This is a genomic window from Paenibacillus hubeiensis, assembly GCF_032334105.1.
GTDB lineage: Bacteria > Bacillota > Bacilli > Paenibacillales > Paenibacillaceae > Paenibacillus > Paenibacillus hubeiensis.
This window is the reverse complement of sequence record NZ_JAVYAE020000023.1, coordinates 30,994-47,860: the sequence shown is the minus strand read 5'-3', so window position 1 is coordinate 47,860 and position 16,867 is coordinate 30,994. Positions and strand designations below refer to the sequence as shown.

The 16,867-nt window shown below is 43.9% G+C and carries 12 protein-coding genes; 1 reads left to right on the top strand and 11 read right to left on the bottom strand.

Annotated features, from left to right (window positions below; all coding sequences use genetic code 11):
- Positions 1–87: 87 nt before the first annotated feature.
- The 7 genes from RSX24_RS30515 to RSX24_RS30485 all read right to left on the bottom strand — a co-directional run bounded on the left by RSX24_RS30515 (position 88) and on the right by RSX24_RS30485 (position 10,776).
- Positions 88–2,493 (bottom strand): alpha-L-rhamnosidase-related protein, encoded by a 2,406-nt coding sequence (locus RSX24_RS30515; protein WP_343262735.1) that lies wholly within the window; start codon positions 2,491–2,493, stop codon positions 88–90.
- 27 nt (positions 2,494–2,520) lie between these two features.
- Entirely contained in the window at positions 2,521–3,342 is an 822-nt protein-coding gene (locus RSX24_RS30510; RefSeq protein WP_343262734.1) for a carbohydrate ABC transporter permease, read from the bottom strand.
- Positions 3,343–3,344: 2 nt separating this feature from the next.
- Positions 3,345–4,265 (bottom strand): carbohydrate ABC transporter permease, encoded by a 921-nt coding sequence (locus tag RSX24_RS30505; protein ID WP_343262733.1) that lies wholly within the window; start codon positions 4,263–4,265, stop codon positions 3,345–3,347.
- A gap of 66 nt (positions 4,266–4,331) precedes the next feature.
- Positions 4,332–5,567 (bottom strand): ABC transporter substrate-binding protein, encoded by a 1,236-nt coding sequence (locus tag RSX24_RS30500; protein ID WP_343262732.1) that lies wholly within the window; start codon positions 5,565–5,567, stop codon positions 4,332–4,334.
- A gap of 245 nt (positions 5,568–5,812) precedes the next feature.
- Complete coding sequence (locus RSX24_RS30495; protein ID WP_343262731.1) at positions 5,813–7,408, bottom strand: response regulator transcription factor; 1,596 nt, start codon at positions 7,406–7,408, stop codon at positions 5,813–5,815.
- Positions 7,401–9,065, bottom strand: a complete 1,665-nt coding sequence (locus RSX24_RS30490) for a sensor histidine kinase (RefSeq protein ID WP_343262730.1) — start codon at positions 9,063–9,065, stop codon at positions 7,401–7,403. The genes RSX24_RS30495 and RSX24_RS30490 overlap by 8 nt, the downstream gene beginning before the upstream one ends.
- A gap of 355 nt (positions 9,066–9,420) precedes the next feature.
- Positions 9,421–10,776, bottom strand: coding sequence for a glycosyl hydrolase 53 family protein (locus tag RSX24_RS30485; protein WP_343262729.1), 1,356 nt, complete (start codon positions 10,774–10,776; stop codon positions 9,421–9,423).
- Between the two features lie 116 nt (positions 10,777–10,892).
- Here RSX24_RS30485 and RSX24_RS30480 point away from each other — a divergent pair, with 116 nt between their 5' ends.
- Positions 10,893–11,573: a TetR/AcrR family transcriptional regulator gene (locus RSX24_RS30480; RefSeq protein ID WP_343262745.1), complete on the top strand. Its 681-nt coding sequence runs from the start codon at positions 10,893–10,895 to the stop codon at positions 11,571–11,573.
- 16 nt (positions 11,574–11,589) lie between these two features.
- Here RSX24_RS30480 and RSX24_RS30475 read toward each other — a convergent pair whose 3' ends face one another.
- From RSX24_RS30475 to RSX24_RS30460, 4 genes are all read right to left on the bottom strand, one after another.
- Complete coding sequence (locus tag RSX24_RS30475; protein ID WP_343262728.1) at positions 11,590–12,441, bottom strand: DegV family protein; 852 nt, start codon at positions 12,439–12,441, stop codon at positions 11,590–11,592.
- The gene (locus tag RSX24_RS30470) at positions 12,434–14,659 is read right to left on the bottom strand and encodes an MMPL family transporter (RefSeq protein WP_343262727.1); all 2,226 of its coding nucleotides are present in this window, start codon (positions 14,657–14,659) and stop codon (positions 12,434–12,436) included. The genes RSX24_RS30475 and RSX24_RS30470 overlap by 8 nt, the downstream gene beginning before the upstream one ends.
- Positions 14,660–14,849: 190 nt before the next feature.
- Complete coding sequence (locus RSX24_RS30465) at positions 14,850–15,521, bottom strand: response regulator (protein ID WP_343262726.1); 672 nt, start codon at positions 15,519–15,521, stop codon at positions 14,850–14,852.
- Positions 15,518–16,735, bottom strand: coding sequence for a sensor histidine kinase (locus RSX24_RS30460; RefSeq protein WP_343262725.1), 1,218 nt, complete (start codon positions 16,733–16,735; stop codon positions 15,518–15,520). The genes RSX24_RS30465 and RSX24_RS30460 overlap by 4 nt, the downstream gene beginning before the upstream one ends.
- Between the last annotated feature and the right edge of the window lie 132 nt (positions 16,736–16,867).

The following is a 16,867-nucleotide window of genomic DNA, read 5'->3' as shown; positions in this document are numbered from 1 at the left end:
TACTGCGAGCCTAGTACCGATCGGCAGTGAAGCGGCTGATTGGAATAATCCAATACGAACCCTTCAGTTTGCTTTTCTCTGATGTCGTCATAAGCTCTCCTTCATCTCAGATTCCGATGGATTCTGCCAATCCATTACGATGCTGAATTCGCCGTTCTCTTCTCCTCTTACCATTTGACCATTCGGCAAAACAATCATGCAAGAGATTTCCTCTGGCCAAGTGGCATGCATGCGAAATGTAGAATCGACAAGCTGCCATTGTACGGAAACCATTCCTTTAGATGTCATTGCACACCCTTCAGCACGGGAAAGGCGGCCGATTCGCGGACTTATTCTTATCTTCTCGCAGCCTGGGGCGGAGGGCTGAATCCCTAGCGTTTCGGTTGAATATTCATAAATAGGTACAGAGCCCCAAGCGTGAGCATCGCTACGTTTGCTGACAGTGTCTTCCATCCAGGTTGTTAGTCCTTCACACGCCATTTGCCGCCATGGAGCCAGCAAATCATATACTTTATCATACAAACCAACGAAAGAAAGCGCACGGAACTGATAGGTGGACATAGCGAATGAACATGGTACGAAGTCCGGGCATTCGATCGACTGTAGGATCGCATGTCTGGCCTCTCTTCCTGTCAAAGTTCCACTTAGAACAGCCCAAATTTGGGCATGTTGGCTGAAAAGCTCCAGTCCGGGGCCGTCGGTAAGGCAGCCAGGCCGGCTGATCGACATACAGTTTTCCTTTACAGCTAGCTGCATACGTTCGGCTCGATCAAGATACTCCTTCGCAACGCTCCTTCTATCAGTAAAAGCAGCAAGCTCAGCAGCTCTTTGCAGTGCGTAAGTATACATTAGACAGTAAACCGTCAGCGGACCTTGACGGGCTGCGTCCGGGACGCCATATTCTTCTTTCCATTCGTCAGCCCAGTCTACAAAGGACCAATACCGAGGGTTCATCTTACCAATCAGACCACTTGCTTCAATCCTCCGGTGGAAATAACCAAGTATGGTGTCTACACCCGGCAGGTATTGCTCAACAAGTTCCCGGTCTCCCGCAAACATCATGTGGTCATGGAGCATGTAAATCCAATATAATGAAAAGCCTGGTATGACTTGGGTTGATACACTAGGATATCGGGACTGTGTTAATCCCTCTGGAAGCAAGGAACTGTAAAAATCAAACAAAGTTCTGCGGGCAAGCCTGTCATCGCCAGATAGAATATATGTGAACTGGATTTGGGAGCGGGTATCCATCACATATTGAAGCTGCTCATAATACGGACAATCTTCGTATGTTTCATGCATGCATCGTTTAAGCGTTCTAACACTAATATCCCATAAAGCAGTTTCCTGAGGATCTGAAGAACGATATTGGGCGACGACATCAAGCGGGTAACCTGTTTCTCTGTAAGAAAATTTACGAAGCGTTAATGGTGCTTCTCCTGTCCTGATTTCAATTCTGACATAGCGGAATGTCCGAAACCAGAAAGGTTCATATTTCTCTATAAATTCTCCGCTTTCCTGTTCCATGCCACTAGGTCTATAAATATCCAAATCACCATATAAATCTCCATTTGTACTGTCCGTCCGATCCCCTTTGTCACGTATCCAAGGGACTGATATGGGCGGATTCTCATAACATTCGGCGCACAACAGCCTGATTTCACTTCCTTGTCCGCCGGACAAATCCATTTCCAGGTAACCGGTAGTCAGCTCCCCGGCGTCAAGGTCTACCGTTATTACTGAATCAGGTGCGATCGTTAACGAGCGGTCGTACGTCACCAGTTCCAACCAATCAGACTTGCTTCCTTTTGCCGAGAGCTGGGAAATACCAACAAATCGGCGTTCAGTTTCATAGAGAAGAGGAATGGGACGTTTTCTTAACTCCCACGGTTTCAGTTCTCCATGAACGATATCGAATACATATCGGGAGGCCTTCTCCCACTTTTCCGGAACATAGCCTTCTTCTGTCCATCCAAAAGGACGCTTAAATCCGTCAACGGCTTCCGAAATTCCGAGAAATTGTGTATAGACGCCTTGAGATAATGTAATGGCCTCATCCTTCATACATTCCCAAGATTCATTGGTATGTGCAGCTGCAGCCTGAGTATTATGCTCATCTCTGATAACTGCATGCACATACAGCCCGGCAAGCCGCGTACGCCATACAGACTGATTTCCCCCGCCGGCATAAGGATAACGCAGCACCTGAGCAGCAAAAACGTTAGTGCCCTCTTTCAGGTATTCTCCAATCTCAACTTCCTCATAATGCCATGTGAACCGGTCACCTTTGCAAGGTCCCCGGCTTACGGGTATACCATTGACATAAAGCAGGTAACGGGTGTCAGCTGAAATGCGAAGCGCACAGTAATGCCTGCCTTTTCGAAGATCAATTGTTTTTCTAAAATAGACAAACCCGCCTCCTTTTGCCTCATCTTCTTCCTTCCAATGAGGGTGCCATATCCAGCTTGCCTCTTCTTCCCAATCAGGACGCATAAGTGCCCTCCTTTTTTTGCAGATTGATTACTCTTTTACACTACCTGAAGCGACTCCTGAAATAATTCGTTCCGAAAAGATGAAAAATAATATCAGAACCGGAATGGTTGCAATGACGGACGTTGCCAAAGCTTTATCCATATTCAGCAGAATATTTGATGTATACTTCATAACTGCCAGCGGTATTGTTTTGACTGCGTCGTCTTGAAGCATAATTAACGGCAGGAAAAATTGGTTCCATATATTAACGGACAATATAATACACAGACTGACGATTACTGGTGAAGCAAGCGGAAACATAATTCGGTAAAAAATTCTCCATTCCCCGGCGCCGTCTATTCGTGCGGATTCGGCCAGAGCATCCGGCAAGCCGGCGAAGAAGTTCGTGAGCATCAGTACAGCCATTGATAATCCCGCTGATAACACCAGAATTACACTCCATGGAGAATTAATCAGTCCAAGATTCTTGATAATCAAAAATACGGGAACCACACCGAGCTGGACAGGAAACATGAGACCGATTAAAAAATACAGCATTACACCTTGCTTAAACTTAAAGGAGTAACGACCTAAACCATAAGCAACCATGGAGGCTAAAGCTACTATGATGATGATGGTCATCATGAGGATAAATACGCTGTTCCAGATATTGATGCCGAAATGTTCGTTGCGAAAAACTTTGACATAGGATTCCAATGTAAAGGACTTGGGCCAGCCCAATGTATTTGACAGTACATCCTGCTTTGTCCGAAATGAGTTCCATGTAAGATACCCAAGGATAAGTAAGGTGAAGGAAGAGTACACCCAGAGGATCAGCTTTGTTACATACAGCTTTTTGATATCAGCCATGATCATTTCTCCTCCTTATAAGTGAATCTTAGCTGAATCAATGCAACTACAAAGATGATGGCAAACATTACGACGGCAATGGTAGTCCCCATACCTACGGAGTTTGTGCTTACCGTTCCTCCCATTGCGCCGTTTGTTCCGAAAGTAATTCTGTAGAAAAACAGTGTCATCACATCCATCGAATTGTTAATACCGCCGCTTACCCCTCCCAGCAAATAGCTGAAATCAAATAAGGTCATGGCAGCGATATAACTAATCATAGCAATATTTACAATACTGGAACGGATCTGCGGTATAATGACGAAGAAAAACCGTCTCCAGTAGCCGGCTCCGTCCAGATAAGAAGCTTCCATCACTTCGTCGGACAGCATCTTCATGGCTGCCACGAAGTAGATCATACTAAAGCCCACACCGGCCCAAGCATTCATAATGAACAAGGTAAGGACCTCGTAGCCCGGTACCCCTAACCAATTTCGAGCATGCTCCCCTAACCCGATTAGCTGGAGAAACTCATTGAAAATACCGATATTCTGGTCAAAAACTAGCGTAGCCAGAAATACGATAACGCTAGTGGTAATAAACTGCGGAGCAAAGATCATTGTTTGAAAAAAACGGTAGCCTTTTACACGTGTATAAATTACATAGGCAAAATAAAGCTGTATAGGAATCAGCAGCCCGACGTTAAGCACGACTAATATAACATTGTTCTTAAGCGCATTTAAGAACTGCCGTTTTAATTCCGAATTAGTGAACAATTCAATATAATTATTAAAGCCTACAAACACCTTCTCACTAAAACCGTTTGACTGAAACAGACTGAGCTGGGCAGCTGAGAAAATGGGATAGATCACGAAAATAGAATACAGAATAAAACCGGGCAATATGAACCACAAATAAGGTTTCTTTCCAAGCCACTGCAACATCTAGATCGCCTCCAAATGATTTGGACGGTTAAGCAGCTCGGCCTAACCGTCCAAAAATCGTTCTGATTATTTTGTACGGAGCAGCGCTTCTTCCAGCATTTCTGCAGCTTGCTGACCATCAATATGAGAGGTTAACAGTTGCGGCATTACTTGCTGAAGGAAGATATCATTCAACTTGATCTCTTCTGTTGATATGTTAGTTAATACGGAATAAATATTATGACCCAGGGAATCAAACGCACTCAATTCTTTGACCCCCTCATCTCTAGGCGTGATATCCTGCAGGGCCGGCACCATACCTGTTTCATCCTCAAAAAGCTGTTGGGCTTTTTGACTGGACAGAAACTTTACATATTCGACCGCTTCTTCCGGATGCTTGGTTCCAGCAGATACGGCAAAAGTGGTCGCATTACTGAAGCTTTGCGGAGCAATGCGTTCACCAGATACTGTCGGGATATAAAATCTGCCGAGGTTTATTCCAGCGCCTACGAAGGTTGGATCATTCCAGGTACCATCTGCCATCATTGCTGTCTTGCCGTTAGTAAATGCCAGCTGGGCACCAGCATTGTCTACAGAGGCCAAATCCTTGGTGAAATAACCTTTATCGGCGAACTCTCTGATCGTTTGGAATACTTTAATTATGCTTGGGTCTTTGAAAGAACCAGTTCCCTGATTAATCTTGCTTAATGCTTTCTCAGCGGTAGCAGGCATTAGCGCAAAGGCAAGCCAAGCCCGCTCGAATTCAGATTTACCGGGAACGCTGAAGGGTGTTATTCCCTTATCCTTTATAGCTGCGACCAACGATACAAATTCATCTAAGGTTGCCGGGGCCTGCAATCCTTCCTTTTCAAAAATGTCCTTGTTATAATAAATCAACTGAGAGTCCATAAAGGCCGGAGGCGAGGAATATAGTTTTCCGTCCACCTTCGCGTATTCCATGAGGTCTTCCCCGAAACGGCTGGTATCGAGCCCGTAATCATCCAGATTAAGCAATGCACCGCTCTGCACATACAGCTTCATTTTAGGTGTCTTGTTTCCTTGAACATAGAACACATCCGGCAGCGAGTTGCTCTTAACAGCCGTGTCGATCGCTGTCTCTGACCCTGAGAATTGAAAGTTTAATTTGATATTCGGATGTTCTTCTTCAAATGCTTGATTGATTGCGGTAAATCCCGACTCAAACGATGATTGGTTAGACTGGTCTCCCCACACGGTTAATTCCACTTGTTTTTCAGTTCCGGCTTTGCTGCCTTGATCAGGTGAAGAACTGTTTGTGTTGTCGCCACATGCTGCCAACAGCAAGACGGAGACACCTGTCACTGCAAGAAGTGCTTTTCTGAATAACCCTTTTTCATTTTTATTTCTCCCTTCGTGTCTAACGGTTTGTAAGCATGTAATAATCATAGTTCACAAAATAAAGCGTTTCCATGAACAAGTTTTTGTTTTTGATTCCACATTATTTGATAGTTTCATTTGATTAGAGCAAAAAACCGGAACAGTGATGTCCCGGTTGATCGTCATTCCAAATTATTAGATGAACATTCCATTTATTTCGTTGAGAAGCCAGTCGAATTTCTGAATTCAGAAACGGTCATTCCGGTAACTTTTTTAAACACCTTCACGAAATAATTCGAGTTTGGATATCCCACACGGGAAGCTACCTCTTCAGCGGAAAGGGAGTATCGCTTCATGAGATCTATAGATTTACGGATACGAACCTGGGTCAGGTATTCAAGAAACGTCATCCCCGTTTCCTGACTAAATCGATGACTGAAATAATGAATGTTTAAATTCACTAAGCTTGCGGCATCCTCAAGCCGAATGGTTTGGGCGAAATGTGCTTCTACATAACGAAAAACCGGCTCTAGCCATGTTTGCGATTTCATCCTGGCGGTGGCGGATAAGTCATTGAACCGTTTAATCGTCTGTAAAAAGCAGGACTTTAATTCGTCCCATGTTCGGATGGAATCCACTGAATAAAAGGGGAGGGTCATAAAATCGGACTTCTCTGTATCAATCAGCATATTCATGTTCAATGGATTATTTTGATGAATTTTAAGCATCCACTGGACCAAACGGAATGCAGTATCGGGAGAATAACGTGTCTCTAGTTCGCTGCCTACGGCGTCCAGCCACTTCGCCAACTCTTCCTCTGAAGCTGATTTCAATATGCTTATAAATTGCTGCTGCCATTGTTGAAACTTTATGTCTAGCTGCTCCTGAACAACATTTAGACTCGCATCATAGCGGTACAAGCCTGGCCCGCTGAAAAAGGATCGGTCAATCATTTGCTCTGCTTGGTTTCTTATCACTTTACACTTCTGAAAGATCAGATGATCAGATATTCCGGCTGATACTATAATGGCAAGATTTTGCTTCACTGTGTCCATCCATTCTTTTACCAGACCGGCCATCATCGCTGTTTCTTCCGGCTTTGTTTCTCGACTAAAGAGTAAGCCGTGAAAAAAGCCTTGATCAAAGCCTAGAGGAATTGCATGTGTCGTTTTATTCATAAGATCTTGCAGGAGAAAGCCCAAGGCAGTCTGGTCATCATCGTTGCCTGAGTTATCCGTTGACCAAATACGAACAGCAACCCAACAAACGAAAGCAGCTTCTTTCAAAAGGTCTGTAAGCAAAGGGTACTCTTTGTGAGAGAAATCCGCCGTAAAAGCAACAATACCCGGAAGTATTCTGGATTGTGTCATCAATCGCTGCCGTTCTTCATTCATGGCATTGGCCCGGCTCTGTATAGCACGCTCCTTTGAGGGTAGTCTCCCGGATAATCGGGTCAGTGTTGAAATCAATTCATCTGGGTCGAACAGATGCTTTGGAATGTAGTCCTGAACACCCAATTGGATTGATCTTCTTGTATATTCAAACTCTTCATAGCTGCTCAGGACTAAAATGATCATCTCTTTATCCGTCTCTCTAATCCGTCTTATCAATTCAAGACCATCCATTTCAGGCATTCGTATATCGGTCAGGAGCACTTCGGGGTAACCATCTATAGAAAAGGCCTCCCATGCCTCCTTGCCGTTCCGATAAACACCTTGTATCTCATAGCCATTTTCATGCCAGTCAATGATAGTCTGAAATCCAACCCGAACCAGGGATTCATCATCTACAATCGCAATTTTAATCATTAGCGTTTGGCCATCCTTCTTTCAAGATAGGAAGCTTTAATTCCACAGTAGTGCCTGCTCCCTGTTCACTCGTAATGTTCATTCCGTAGGCAGGGCCATAGAACATTTCAATCCTCTCTTTTACACTCAATAACCCGATGCGGCTTCCAGTTCCATTGCTCATAAGCTGCTGGATTTCAAATAAGCGCTCTTGACCTATTCCGCTGCCATTGTCCCATACTCGAATACTAAGCATCCCTTTCTCTGTTTTTGCCTCCAGACGAATCTGTCCTGAATGATCAATAGACGACAAACCATGAACTATAGCATTTTCTAAGAGCGGCTGAATCAAAAATTTAAGCAGCCGATACGGCTTTACCTCATCCTCCAGTTCGACCTGAAATATAAAGTTTTGGTGACGTACTTGCTGAATCTTGACAAATTCACGCATGACGTTAATTTCGTTTTCAAGCGAAACCAGTTCATTGGTGTCTCTGATCGAGTATCTCAACAGATTGCTCAAAGCATCAACAATCTCTTTAATATGATCCTGTTTTCGTATCATGGCCATCCACCGGATGGTATTTAACGTATTGTAGATGAAGTGAGGAGAAAGCTGATTTTGGAGCACCTTTAACTGCACCTGTCGTTTGCGTTCTTCACTGGCCTTCACTTCACCTAACAAATTGTAGATTTCATACATAACAGAAATAAAGGTATCATTCAGCTGCGTAATTTCTCTGGCCCCCCTGAATTTGGCAAGGGAGTTAGGCTTCTCCCCGCGCAAACCTCTCCGCATATTGGCAAGAAGCCTGGCTATCGGCAATGTAATGTCGGCACGAATCAGGTAGGAGGCAACCAAACCAAGGACCAGACATACCCCGGCCAGCCAAGCTGCAAAAACACTCATTCGGTAGACGGTGGCATACACGGTATTTAGAGCATACTCTGCTGTAAGCGTCCATTCATTGTAATCAAGACTTTGTTCAAGACGTAAAACTTCAGAAAATGTATCTTCCTGTATTACGTGTTCCTGAAGCAGCACTCTATCCGGACCGTTAAGGAAGAAAGCAGTATTGGAACCTGCCATAGCAGAGCTAAGAACGTCTCTGAATACATTAGAAGAAACAATAAGATAAAAATATCCTATAGGTCGGAAGTTCTCATCTTTAATGACACGTCCTAACCTGAAAGCACTTACATAATCTTCTGTGGCAGAACTTGACCTTACAGAATCCCAATAAGGTGCTCCGTTGGCTGTAACCGTATTTGACTTTCCTTTCTCACTTAAAGGCTCTTGTTCATCTTGGCCGATGACAAAGGTACTGTTGTCAGTAACAAATACACATCCTTTGATACGGTTGCTGTCTAGCCCACCAATGATAGGCAGTACACTTCGCTCCAGCTGCTGCTGCAGTTCGATTTTTTCAAATTCGTTATGGACCGGTTCAGATATAATTGCTCCTATTTCATCTGAGGTTAAAATATGCAGACTCACATTATTATAGGTCTGAATGGTTGCTTCCAGTTTGTCTACGGTCAGGCTCGTAATCGAATCGGAATATGACTCGGCGTTGATACGGATCGCAGCATTATAGTTCTGGGCTAAGAGGCTTAGTCCAACGATAGAGGGGAGAACAAATAAGGGCAAATAAAACAGGACCAGTTTCTTGGTCAAACTCCATCTATTCCATCGGCGATTTAACCATTTGTATCCAGGTAGATAGGAATGGGATCTTCTCATGCCAGATTCTTCTATACCTCCTATGCCGCTCTTAAAGAGAGTAACAGCCGTTACCTGATTAATTTAAACAACCAAGCAGTTCTTTAAAGGTAGCATAGCCGAAAAGGTGCAGCGCGGCAACAAGGTATCTATGTCAGGATGACAGTTAGCTAAGCAGAATCTTAGTTACTGTGGGACTGAAGCGCACAACCTCCAAAAATGATCCTGATACCAGTAAAAATAAAATCACTAGAAAAAACAAAAAGCCGCTATAAGCGACTTTTCTATATTGACCTGATTAAATTATACGTTATTTTAATTTGTTTTCTTCGGAAATAGCATCCATTAAAATTTTCTTGGCTTTAGCGCCATGATCCGAGTAATCAAACATTGACATACTTCCCCACCCACTGTAATCTGGAGCCCAATAACGGATACCTATAAGCCCATGTGTTTTACCCCACTGAACCACATCATGATAGATTGCAGCTTGTCCTTCTTCATTATGGGGATATCCCTTGATCGTGTTTGACCATCCCGCATATGCGCCCTGCACTTCACCTGAAGGATAAGAAAACTCTGCGATAAATACAGGTATACCCACCTCTTTGTTAATCGCAGTAACTATTTTTTTATACATAACCATTTTGTCGATGTATACTCCTGGCGCGCTAGGATAAAAACTAATTCCAGCCGTGTCAATAGGGAATCCATTTTCCTTTAATGTCTTGAAATACGTGACTGCTGTATGCACTGTTGTTACTACAGTGGCGATGTGAGTAGAAAACTTAACATTGCTTGAATCAAGTCCTAAATTAGTGTAGGCCTCTTTTATCCCTTTAGCTACTGCTGTCATCTGCACCGCATTGTATTTCCATATATTATTTTTCAACCAATTGGTTCCCATCACAGAATAGACATGTCTCATGAAGCCCGGAACTTTTTCCAACTTTTCGTTTACTGCGGTTTTCAACCCAATGCTTACCCCTGCAAAACCATAGTTTGCTTCGTTACCAATGTTCCAATTCTCTACTTTAACGCCTGTTTTCAAAATTTCTGTTGCCACAAATTTTCCGTATGCTTCCAAGACAACGTTCATTTCATCCAAAGTCAATTCTTCCCAAGGCTTTCCATTTTGCAAAGCATATATCTCGGGATATTCTTCGAAATTAGGTGCTTGTTGCCGATCCATATCCATGTATGTGTAAGCCAGCATAATTTCAGGGTTCAACGGTATATTTAATTTGGCTGCCATGCGAGCCAACTCTAATCCCTGCTCCAATGTATGGTAATTTGCATTTGAGTCTTCCTCACCATTAACGATATTATCTTCAGTAGGAGATCGTTTAGTCGCAATTCTTGCGTACATTTCCGTAGCGCCTGATGAAATATACATCTTCTCTAATTCCTCACGACTTTTCGCAGTAACGTCTCCTGCTGTATACGTAGTATTCCCCGTTTTAAATGCATTTCCCGAAAACGGGCTTACCGAAAGCGCTACACGGAACTTCTCTGTATTGACAGCAGGTACATAATCTTTATCTTCCACATATACTGATAAATTTCTTACGATAATCCCTGCTATGATTAAAATAATGATAAGTAAAGAGATCATGATCTTTGTTCTTGTTTTCATGCGTTGTAAAAAGTACTTTACTTTGTTCATTTTAAAAGAAGTCTCCCTTTATAGCTAAGCTAAGTAGTATTTTAATTAAGTTTATCTGAAATAAATCGTTTAACATGTGCTTCGTTGACAAAAAGAATTGCAATTGTTAGCATAACCTGAGTTACAGAGACGAGGGGGTTATCCATATTCAACCTAAACAACGCCTGGAGCATGAGCGAAGCGAACTGCGAGAGAAGCGTCGTTTATGCATTATTGAAGCTGCCACATCTGTTTTTACGCAACAAGGGTTCGAAAAGGCAACCATGCAGGAAATTGCCAAGGCTGCAAGCCTTGGCGTCGCTACTGTATTCCGCTATTTTCCCAAGAAAGAGCATTTAATCGTTGCAGTCGCATCACAGATTGTCCAGTCCGAAGTAGTCATATTTGAAAAGATTGTGCATGGTGACGGAACATGTTACGAGAAATTAAACCAGATTTTCGACACCTTGATCTTCTTTCAGCAGGCAGAGCATCAGCAAAAGTCCAAATTAATTGAAGCTTTTGAATGTTACGTGGCACTTTCCACGGAGCCCGTAGAGCATATTGAACTGTATCAAACGGAATATAGCAAGATCATTGGACTGTTTACCGAATTGGCAGCGCTGGGAGAGCAGGATCGTTCTGTCCGCACCGGATCACATTCCGTTACCATGCTAATTACAATGATGAATGTATTCGGGACGTTCTCCAAGAAAATGTCCATGCTGGAAGGAATCGATGCTTTCAATACTCATGTAGATCCATCCGAGCAATTCAGCATACTGAAATGTCTATTCCTGGAGTCTATGAAGCCTTGATTTCTTTTAAATATGATTAATGCTTCAAAACAAAGCTGATAGCCAAACTTTGAGGGCCGCTGTGAGAGCAAATTGCGCATCCGCCTTCTATGATGTGCACTTCGCGCACCTCAGTCTCCTCCAGGATCATGCTGCGCAACCAGTTCGCAGTATCCTCCTCCATGGTCTGAGCAATAATAAACTGCGCCGGCTCAATTTGATGCATATGTTCCAAGATGCTATTCACAAGATTTCTGATAATCTTCCGTTGAGATCCTCTATATTTAGCACCTGAAAGGACGATACCATTGGTGACGTAGAGTACGGGACGAACACGCAGCATACTTCCAAGCATATGTTGAAGGTTTCCGACTCGGCCGCCTTTATGAAGATAATCCAGACTATTGACCAATACGTTCATCTGAACTTGATTGCGGATCAACTCAAGCTCTTGTACAATTGCCAATACACTTTCTCCTTTTGCTGCCATACGAGCTGCAATCAGGACATGCATGGCCATGCCTGCGGAAATGTTCATCGAATCGAAAATCCTTACTCGACCGGGCGGGTACTCCTTCGCGGCAAGCGTCGCATTCTGGTACGTGGAGGAAAGTTTGGAAGACATACTGATGTAAAGAACGTCATCTCCATTTGCGATCGCTGCTGCAAACTGATTCATGAAATCCAAAGGAGAAGGCGCTGCAGTTTTGGGCAAACGTCCTTCCTCCTCTACCCGTTTATACATTTGGTGAGTATCGATATCAACACGATCCCGATAAGACATACTACCAAACACGATGTATAGCGGAATGATCCCGATATTGTACGTATCGATCCACTCCTGAGGGATGTCCGAGATACTATCCGTGAATAGCTGTACCTTAGCCATGTCGCTCACCCGAGACTGTCTTTCCAGTTATGACTGGATTAGAAGCACTGGCGGATTTATGGTTTTCTCTCATCACCGATTCGCCTTCTACATCGATGTTAGGCAACAAGCGATCTAGCCATGCAGGTATATACCAGGCGCTTTTCCCAAGAATCGTCATCACAGCTGGCACAAGTGTCATTCGCACGATAAATGCATCGACCAGTATGCCAAATGCCAGAGCTAACCCCATGGATTTGATGATCGTATCTTCGGCAAAAATAAAGCTGGCGAATACCGCAATCATAATCAATCCTGCTGCAGTAACCACTGGCCCGCTATGGTTCATCCCGCTTTTTACCGATTGACGTGCATCTCCGCTATGAGTGAAGTCTTCGCGCATTCGGCTGACAAGGAACACCTCGTAGTCCATGGCAAGCCCAAACAGAATTCCTGTAACGAGAATTGGAAGGAAACTCAGCACCGGTCCGGGCTCCGGAATACCGAACAAATTTGCAAGATATCCGTCTTGAATAACCCACACAATAAATCCGAGTGTTGAACCCAGTGTAAACAGGAAACCAAGTACAGCTTTGATCGGAACAAGTAGAGATCGGAAGACGAGCATGAGCAGTACAAAAGCAAGACCAACAATCAACAATGCAAATTTCGGTAAAGCTTCCTGCAGTTTCTCGGAAATATCAATGTTGACCGCCGTTCCGCCGGTAACCATAATTTCGACGTTATTATTCTTCGTTGTCTGATCGGCCTGTTCTCGAATAGTCTCCACTAATTCGGTTGTACGAATGTCGTGCGGTCCAGTCTTCGGCAACACTGTGATGATCGCTGCATTACCCGAAGGGCTCGGAATTGCCGGTGTTACGCTGGAAACGTTCGGAAGATCACTGATGTAAGCCGTTGCTTGAGAGATTGCTGCTTGAGGGTCCTTGCCGCCACTAACTTTAGCTACAATAACCAGTGGGCCATTGATCCCTTCGCCAAATCCCTCGGCCATCAAGTCATATCCGCGCCGTTCTGTCGTTTCTGTGGATTTAAGTCCATTGTCCGGCAAACCCAATTGCATATGCAGAAAGGGGAGCGTACACATGATCAGGACAACAATAGATAGGATACTGGTCAACCAGGGCTTTCTAGTCACAATCCGGCTCCAGCCATTTTCGTTTTGTTTTCCTTTCTTGCTGCCCGACCATTTACGCAGCCAACGATTTTCGCGTGCAGGACTAATGCGATCTCCTGTTGCAGCCAATATGGCAGGTACGAGAATGACAGCAATGAGAACTGCTACAAACACGCTAATGGCAGCCGCCAATCCCATCATCGTAATAAAGGGAATTTGTACTACGGACAAACCTACAAGCGCGATGATGACTGTTAGACCTGCAAATACAACGGATCCACCCGCTGTTGCATTAGCCTGAGCAATCGCTGTTTCTCTATCATACCCTTCAGCCAATTGTTGACGGTAACGAGACATGATAAACAATGCGTAATCAATACCGACTGCTAATGCAAGCATGACGGCTAACGTAATGGAGAACGAAGACATGGATACGACATTTGAACCAATGATTACGGTCATCAGTCCAATCCCGAGTCCAATGACTGCCGTTAGAATCGGAAGTCCTGCCGCAAGAAACGAAGTAAACGTAAAAGCGAGGATCATGAAAGCGATCAGAATACCAATCACTTCAGAAATGCCTCCTACCTCTATCTCAGAAAAAGCAACACTGCCACCGATCTCCGTTTGGATTCCTTCTTTACCCAGCGTTTCTGCAATGTTCAATACATGTTCCTTCGAGTGTTCATCCACTTCACTAGCGGGCTCAGTATAAGTAATGTCCGCATAACCGATCGTTTTATCCGCGCTTAGTGTCATAGCCGCAAATGGACTTGACACGGACTTGACAGACAAATCCGTCTGTACATCTTTCAACGCTTGCCGAATGTAATTTTTGTTTGCCTCAGAAGTCAACGTGCCATTTTCCGCTTTGAAAATAAGTCTGATCTGTCCACCGTCATCGGTGGAAGGAAATTCTGAATTCAACACTTTTGCGGCCTGATCCGACTTCGTTCCAGGTATGGTCATTTCTCCCGTAAACGAAGTACCCATGCCAAGTCCTACAGATGCAAGCAAGATAAGGAGTGCTAGTCCCATCGCAATTACCATTTTTCGTTTTCTCGCCGACCAGGCGCCAAGACGATATAACCATTTCGCCATATTTTATTTCTTCCCCTTTCATTTCACTGAAATCCTGGAGCTGCCAACTGAACAACTCTGTACCCTATGATAACGAAAAAAAAACAAAAAAAAATCGTACGAAAGGGCAAGCCCTTCATGCACGATGGGGCAACGAGCGAATAGGTAATAACGGGCAATACTGTTTTCCATTTTGGATTAAAGGGGAAGCTTACAAGTGTAAGATCCCCTTTTCAACAGCGACTGCAACCGCTTCAGAACGCGAATTAACTCCTAGCTTGTTGTAAATGTTGGTTAGATACGATTTTACTGTTCTTTCGGCAATGCCCATATCAAAAGCAATATCCCTGCTGCGCAAACCACGAGCCACTGCGTGTAGAATCATTAACTCTTTCTCGCTGATCAAAATGGATTCTTTGTCAATTAGTAGTTGAGGCTCTACTTTCGTTTCATCGGAAGGCCTAGCATGAAATGCAAAAACCCGAGACGATATTTCAGGTTGAAGCAATGTTTCTCCACGAATGGCAGAATCCAGCGTTCGAAATAAATGTTCTCGCCCCGTATCTTTGAGCAAGTACCCTTTGGCTCCAAGGGAAAGCCCCTCTATCATCAAATCATCTTCGTTGTAAGTCGTAAGAATAATGACGGGTATACGAATTTGTTGCTCATTCATTTGTTTCAATGTATCCAAGCCACTGAGTCCTCCTGGCATATTTAAGTCTAGGAGAATGACATCCGGTTGTTTGTCCAACATCATTTCAATAGCCTCTTTACCTTCTTCGGCCTCCCCTACAATTTGATAACTATCACTTGTCTCTAATATTAACTTCAGTCCTTCACGCACGACCCAATGATCATCCACAATAAGGATGTTATGTTTCATTCTGTGTTCTCCTTTCTTAATGGAACGCGCAACACAATCGTCGTGCCTTCTTTCCCACTTGCAATTTCAATGCTGCCGCCTATTAACCTGGCACGTTCATTTATACCGATTATGCCATAATGCCCGGATTGTTTTCCGATTCTGTCCACACTGAAGCCCACTCCATTATCAATAATGATGAGATGGAAAACTCCTTTTTCTTCAGCCATACGAACACTCGCAATCGTTGCTTGGGCATGCCTGGCTATATTCATTAGCGATTCACTTAAAATATGCAGCACATGCTCCATCTGTACTTTAGAGATATCAGGAGGGGATTTCCCATCCAATTCCACCTTGATTCCGGTGGCTTGCTGAAATCGTTGAATCTGCTCCAGAACTGCCTCTCCAAAGCTAATAGCTGGCGTTGCTTTGGTTCGCAGATCATCAATGGCCTTGCGAGCATCAGCCAGTGTTTTGCGTGCTTGCCCCATTGAACTACGGACAATCTCGTGAGCACGCGGAAAACTTCCTCTGTTCATATGTTCATCGACAGCCTCAAGTTGCATGATAATACCCGCAAGCCCTTGGGCTAACGTATCATGCAGATCTCGTGCCATGCGTTGTCTCTCACTGGTCAGCGTCAATTCCTCTACCTTCTGATGAGCTTTCTCCAACTCATGCAGAAACGTTAATGTCCGAACACGGGCGTTGACCTGACGATAGAAAAGCACTGCATATGATACTACGACAACGATCATCATTAAGAGTAAAAGAATTAGTAAGGCCACATCCGTTCCAGAGCGTGTAAACAGCGTTACTGTGCAGAATAATAAATACAATGTAAACGCAACAAGCACCACTTTTACTGTCTCGTAAAATATAGCAAAGGTTTGCCCGATCAATACAGGGATTAAACCAATCAATACAGCCGGCATCCCGTCCGGCATTAACATCGCACTGCCATAGATTAATCCTGCTTGAAGAAGGATATACAGCAATTTGGAACGTATGATGAGTTTGTTTACTTCCCAATAGACAAGCGTATGAGCCAACATTGCAGCTACAAAGAAAATACTGGGCACCAACAGGGGCGCTGACATGGTTTGGAGTATCAGAGTAGCTATAGCCACTAGCCAAAGCCAAATGATAATGGGGATACGCGAAGACGCAATGGGATCCGTTTCTTCTTCATTTATTCCGGATGGATTCATCTTCTTCGGTATTATTTTCATGGGATCACCTCTTTTATCAGTAATTATAGCCCATGTAAAATCCATGAAGTTGTACGATCGTGCATGCCCTTTCGTACATGCCCTAATGCCCTTTCAAATGAAAATCGTCCACAAGTTCAACTCATGGACGAA

What these genes read in the sequence shown, in the direction of transcription:
- RSX24_RS30515 (WP_343262735.1), bottom strand. Translation starts at nt 2,493, where the DNA reads ATGCGTCCTGATTGGGAAGAAGAGGCAAGCTGGATATGGCACCCTCAT.
- RSX24_RS30510 (WP_343262734.1), bottom strand. Translation starts at nt 3,342, where the DNA reads ATGGCTGATATCAAAAAGCTGTATGTAACAAAGCTGATCCTCTGGGTG.
- RSX24_RS30505 (WP_343262733.1), bottom strand. Translation starts at nt 4,265, where the DNA reads ATGTTGCAGTGGCTTGGAAAGAAACCTTATTTGTGGTTCATATTGCCC.
- RSX24_RS30495 (WP_343262731.1), bottom strand. Translation starts at nt 7,408, where the DNA reads ATGATTAAAATTGCGATTGTAGATGATGAATCCCTGGTTCGGGTTGGA.
- RSX24_RS30485 (WP_343262729.1), bottom strand. Translation starts at nt 10,776, where the DNA reads ATGAACAAAGTAAAGTACTTTTTACAACGCATGAAAACAAGAACAAAG.
- RSX24_RS30475 (WP_343262728.1), bottom strand. Translation starts at nt 12,441, where the DNA reads ATGGCTAAGGTACAGCTATTCACGGATAGTATCTCGGACATCCCTCAG.
- RSX24_RS30470 (WP_343262727.1), bottom strand. Translation starts at nt 14,659, where the DNA reads ATGGCGAAATGGTTATATCGTCTTGGCGCCTGGTCGGCGAGAAAACGA.
- RSX24_RS30465 (WP_343262726.1), bottom strand. Translation starts at nt 15,521, where the DNA reads ATGAAACATAACATCCTTATTGTGGATGATCATTGGGTCGTGCGTGAA.
- RSX24_RS30460 (WP_343262725.1), bottom strand. Translation starts at nt 16,735, where the DNA reads ATGAAAATAATACCGAAGAAGATGAATCCATCCGGAATAAATGAAGAA.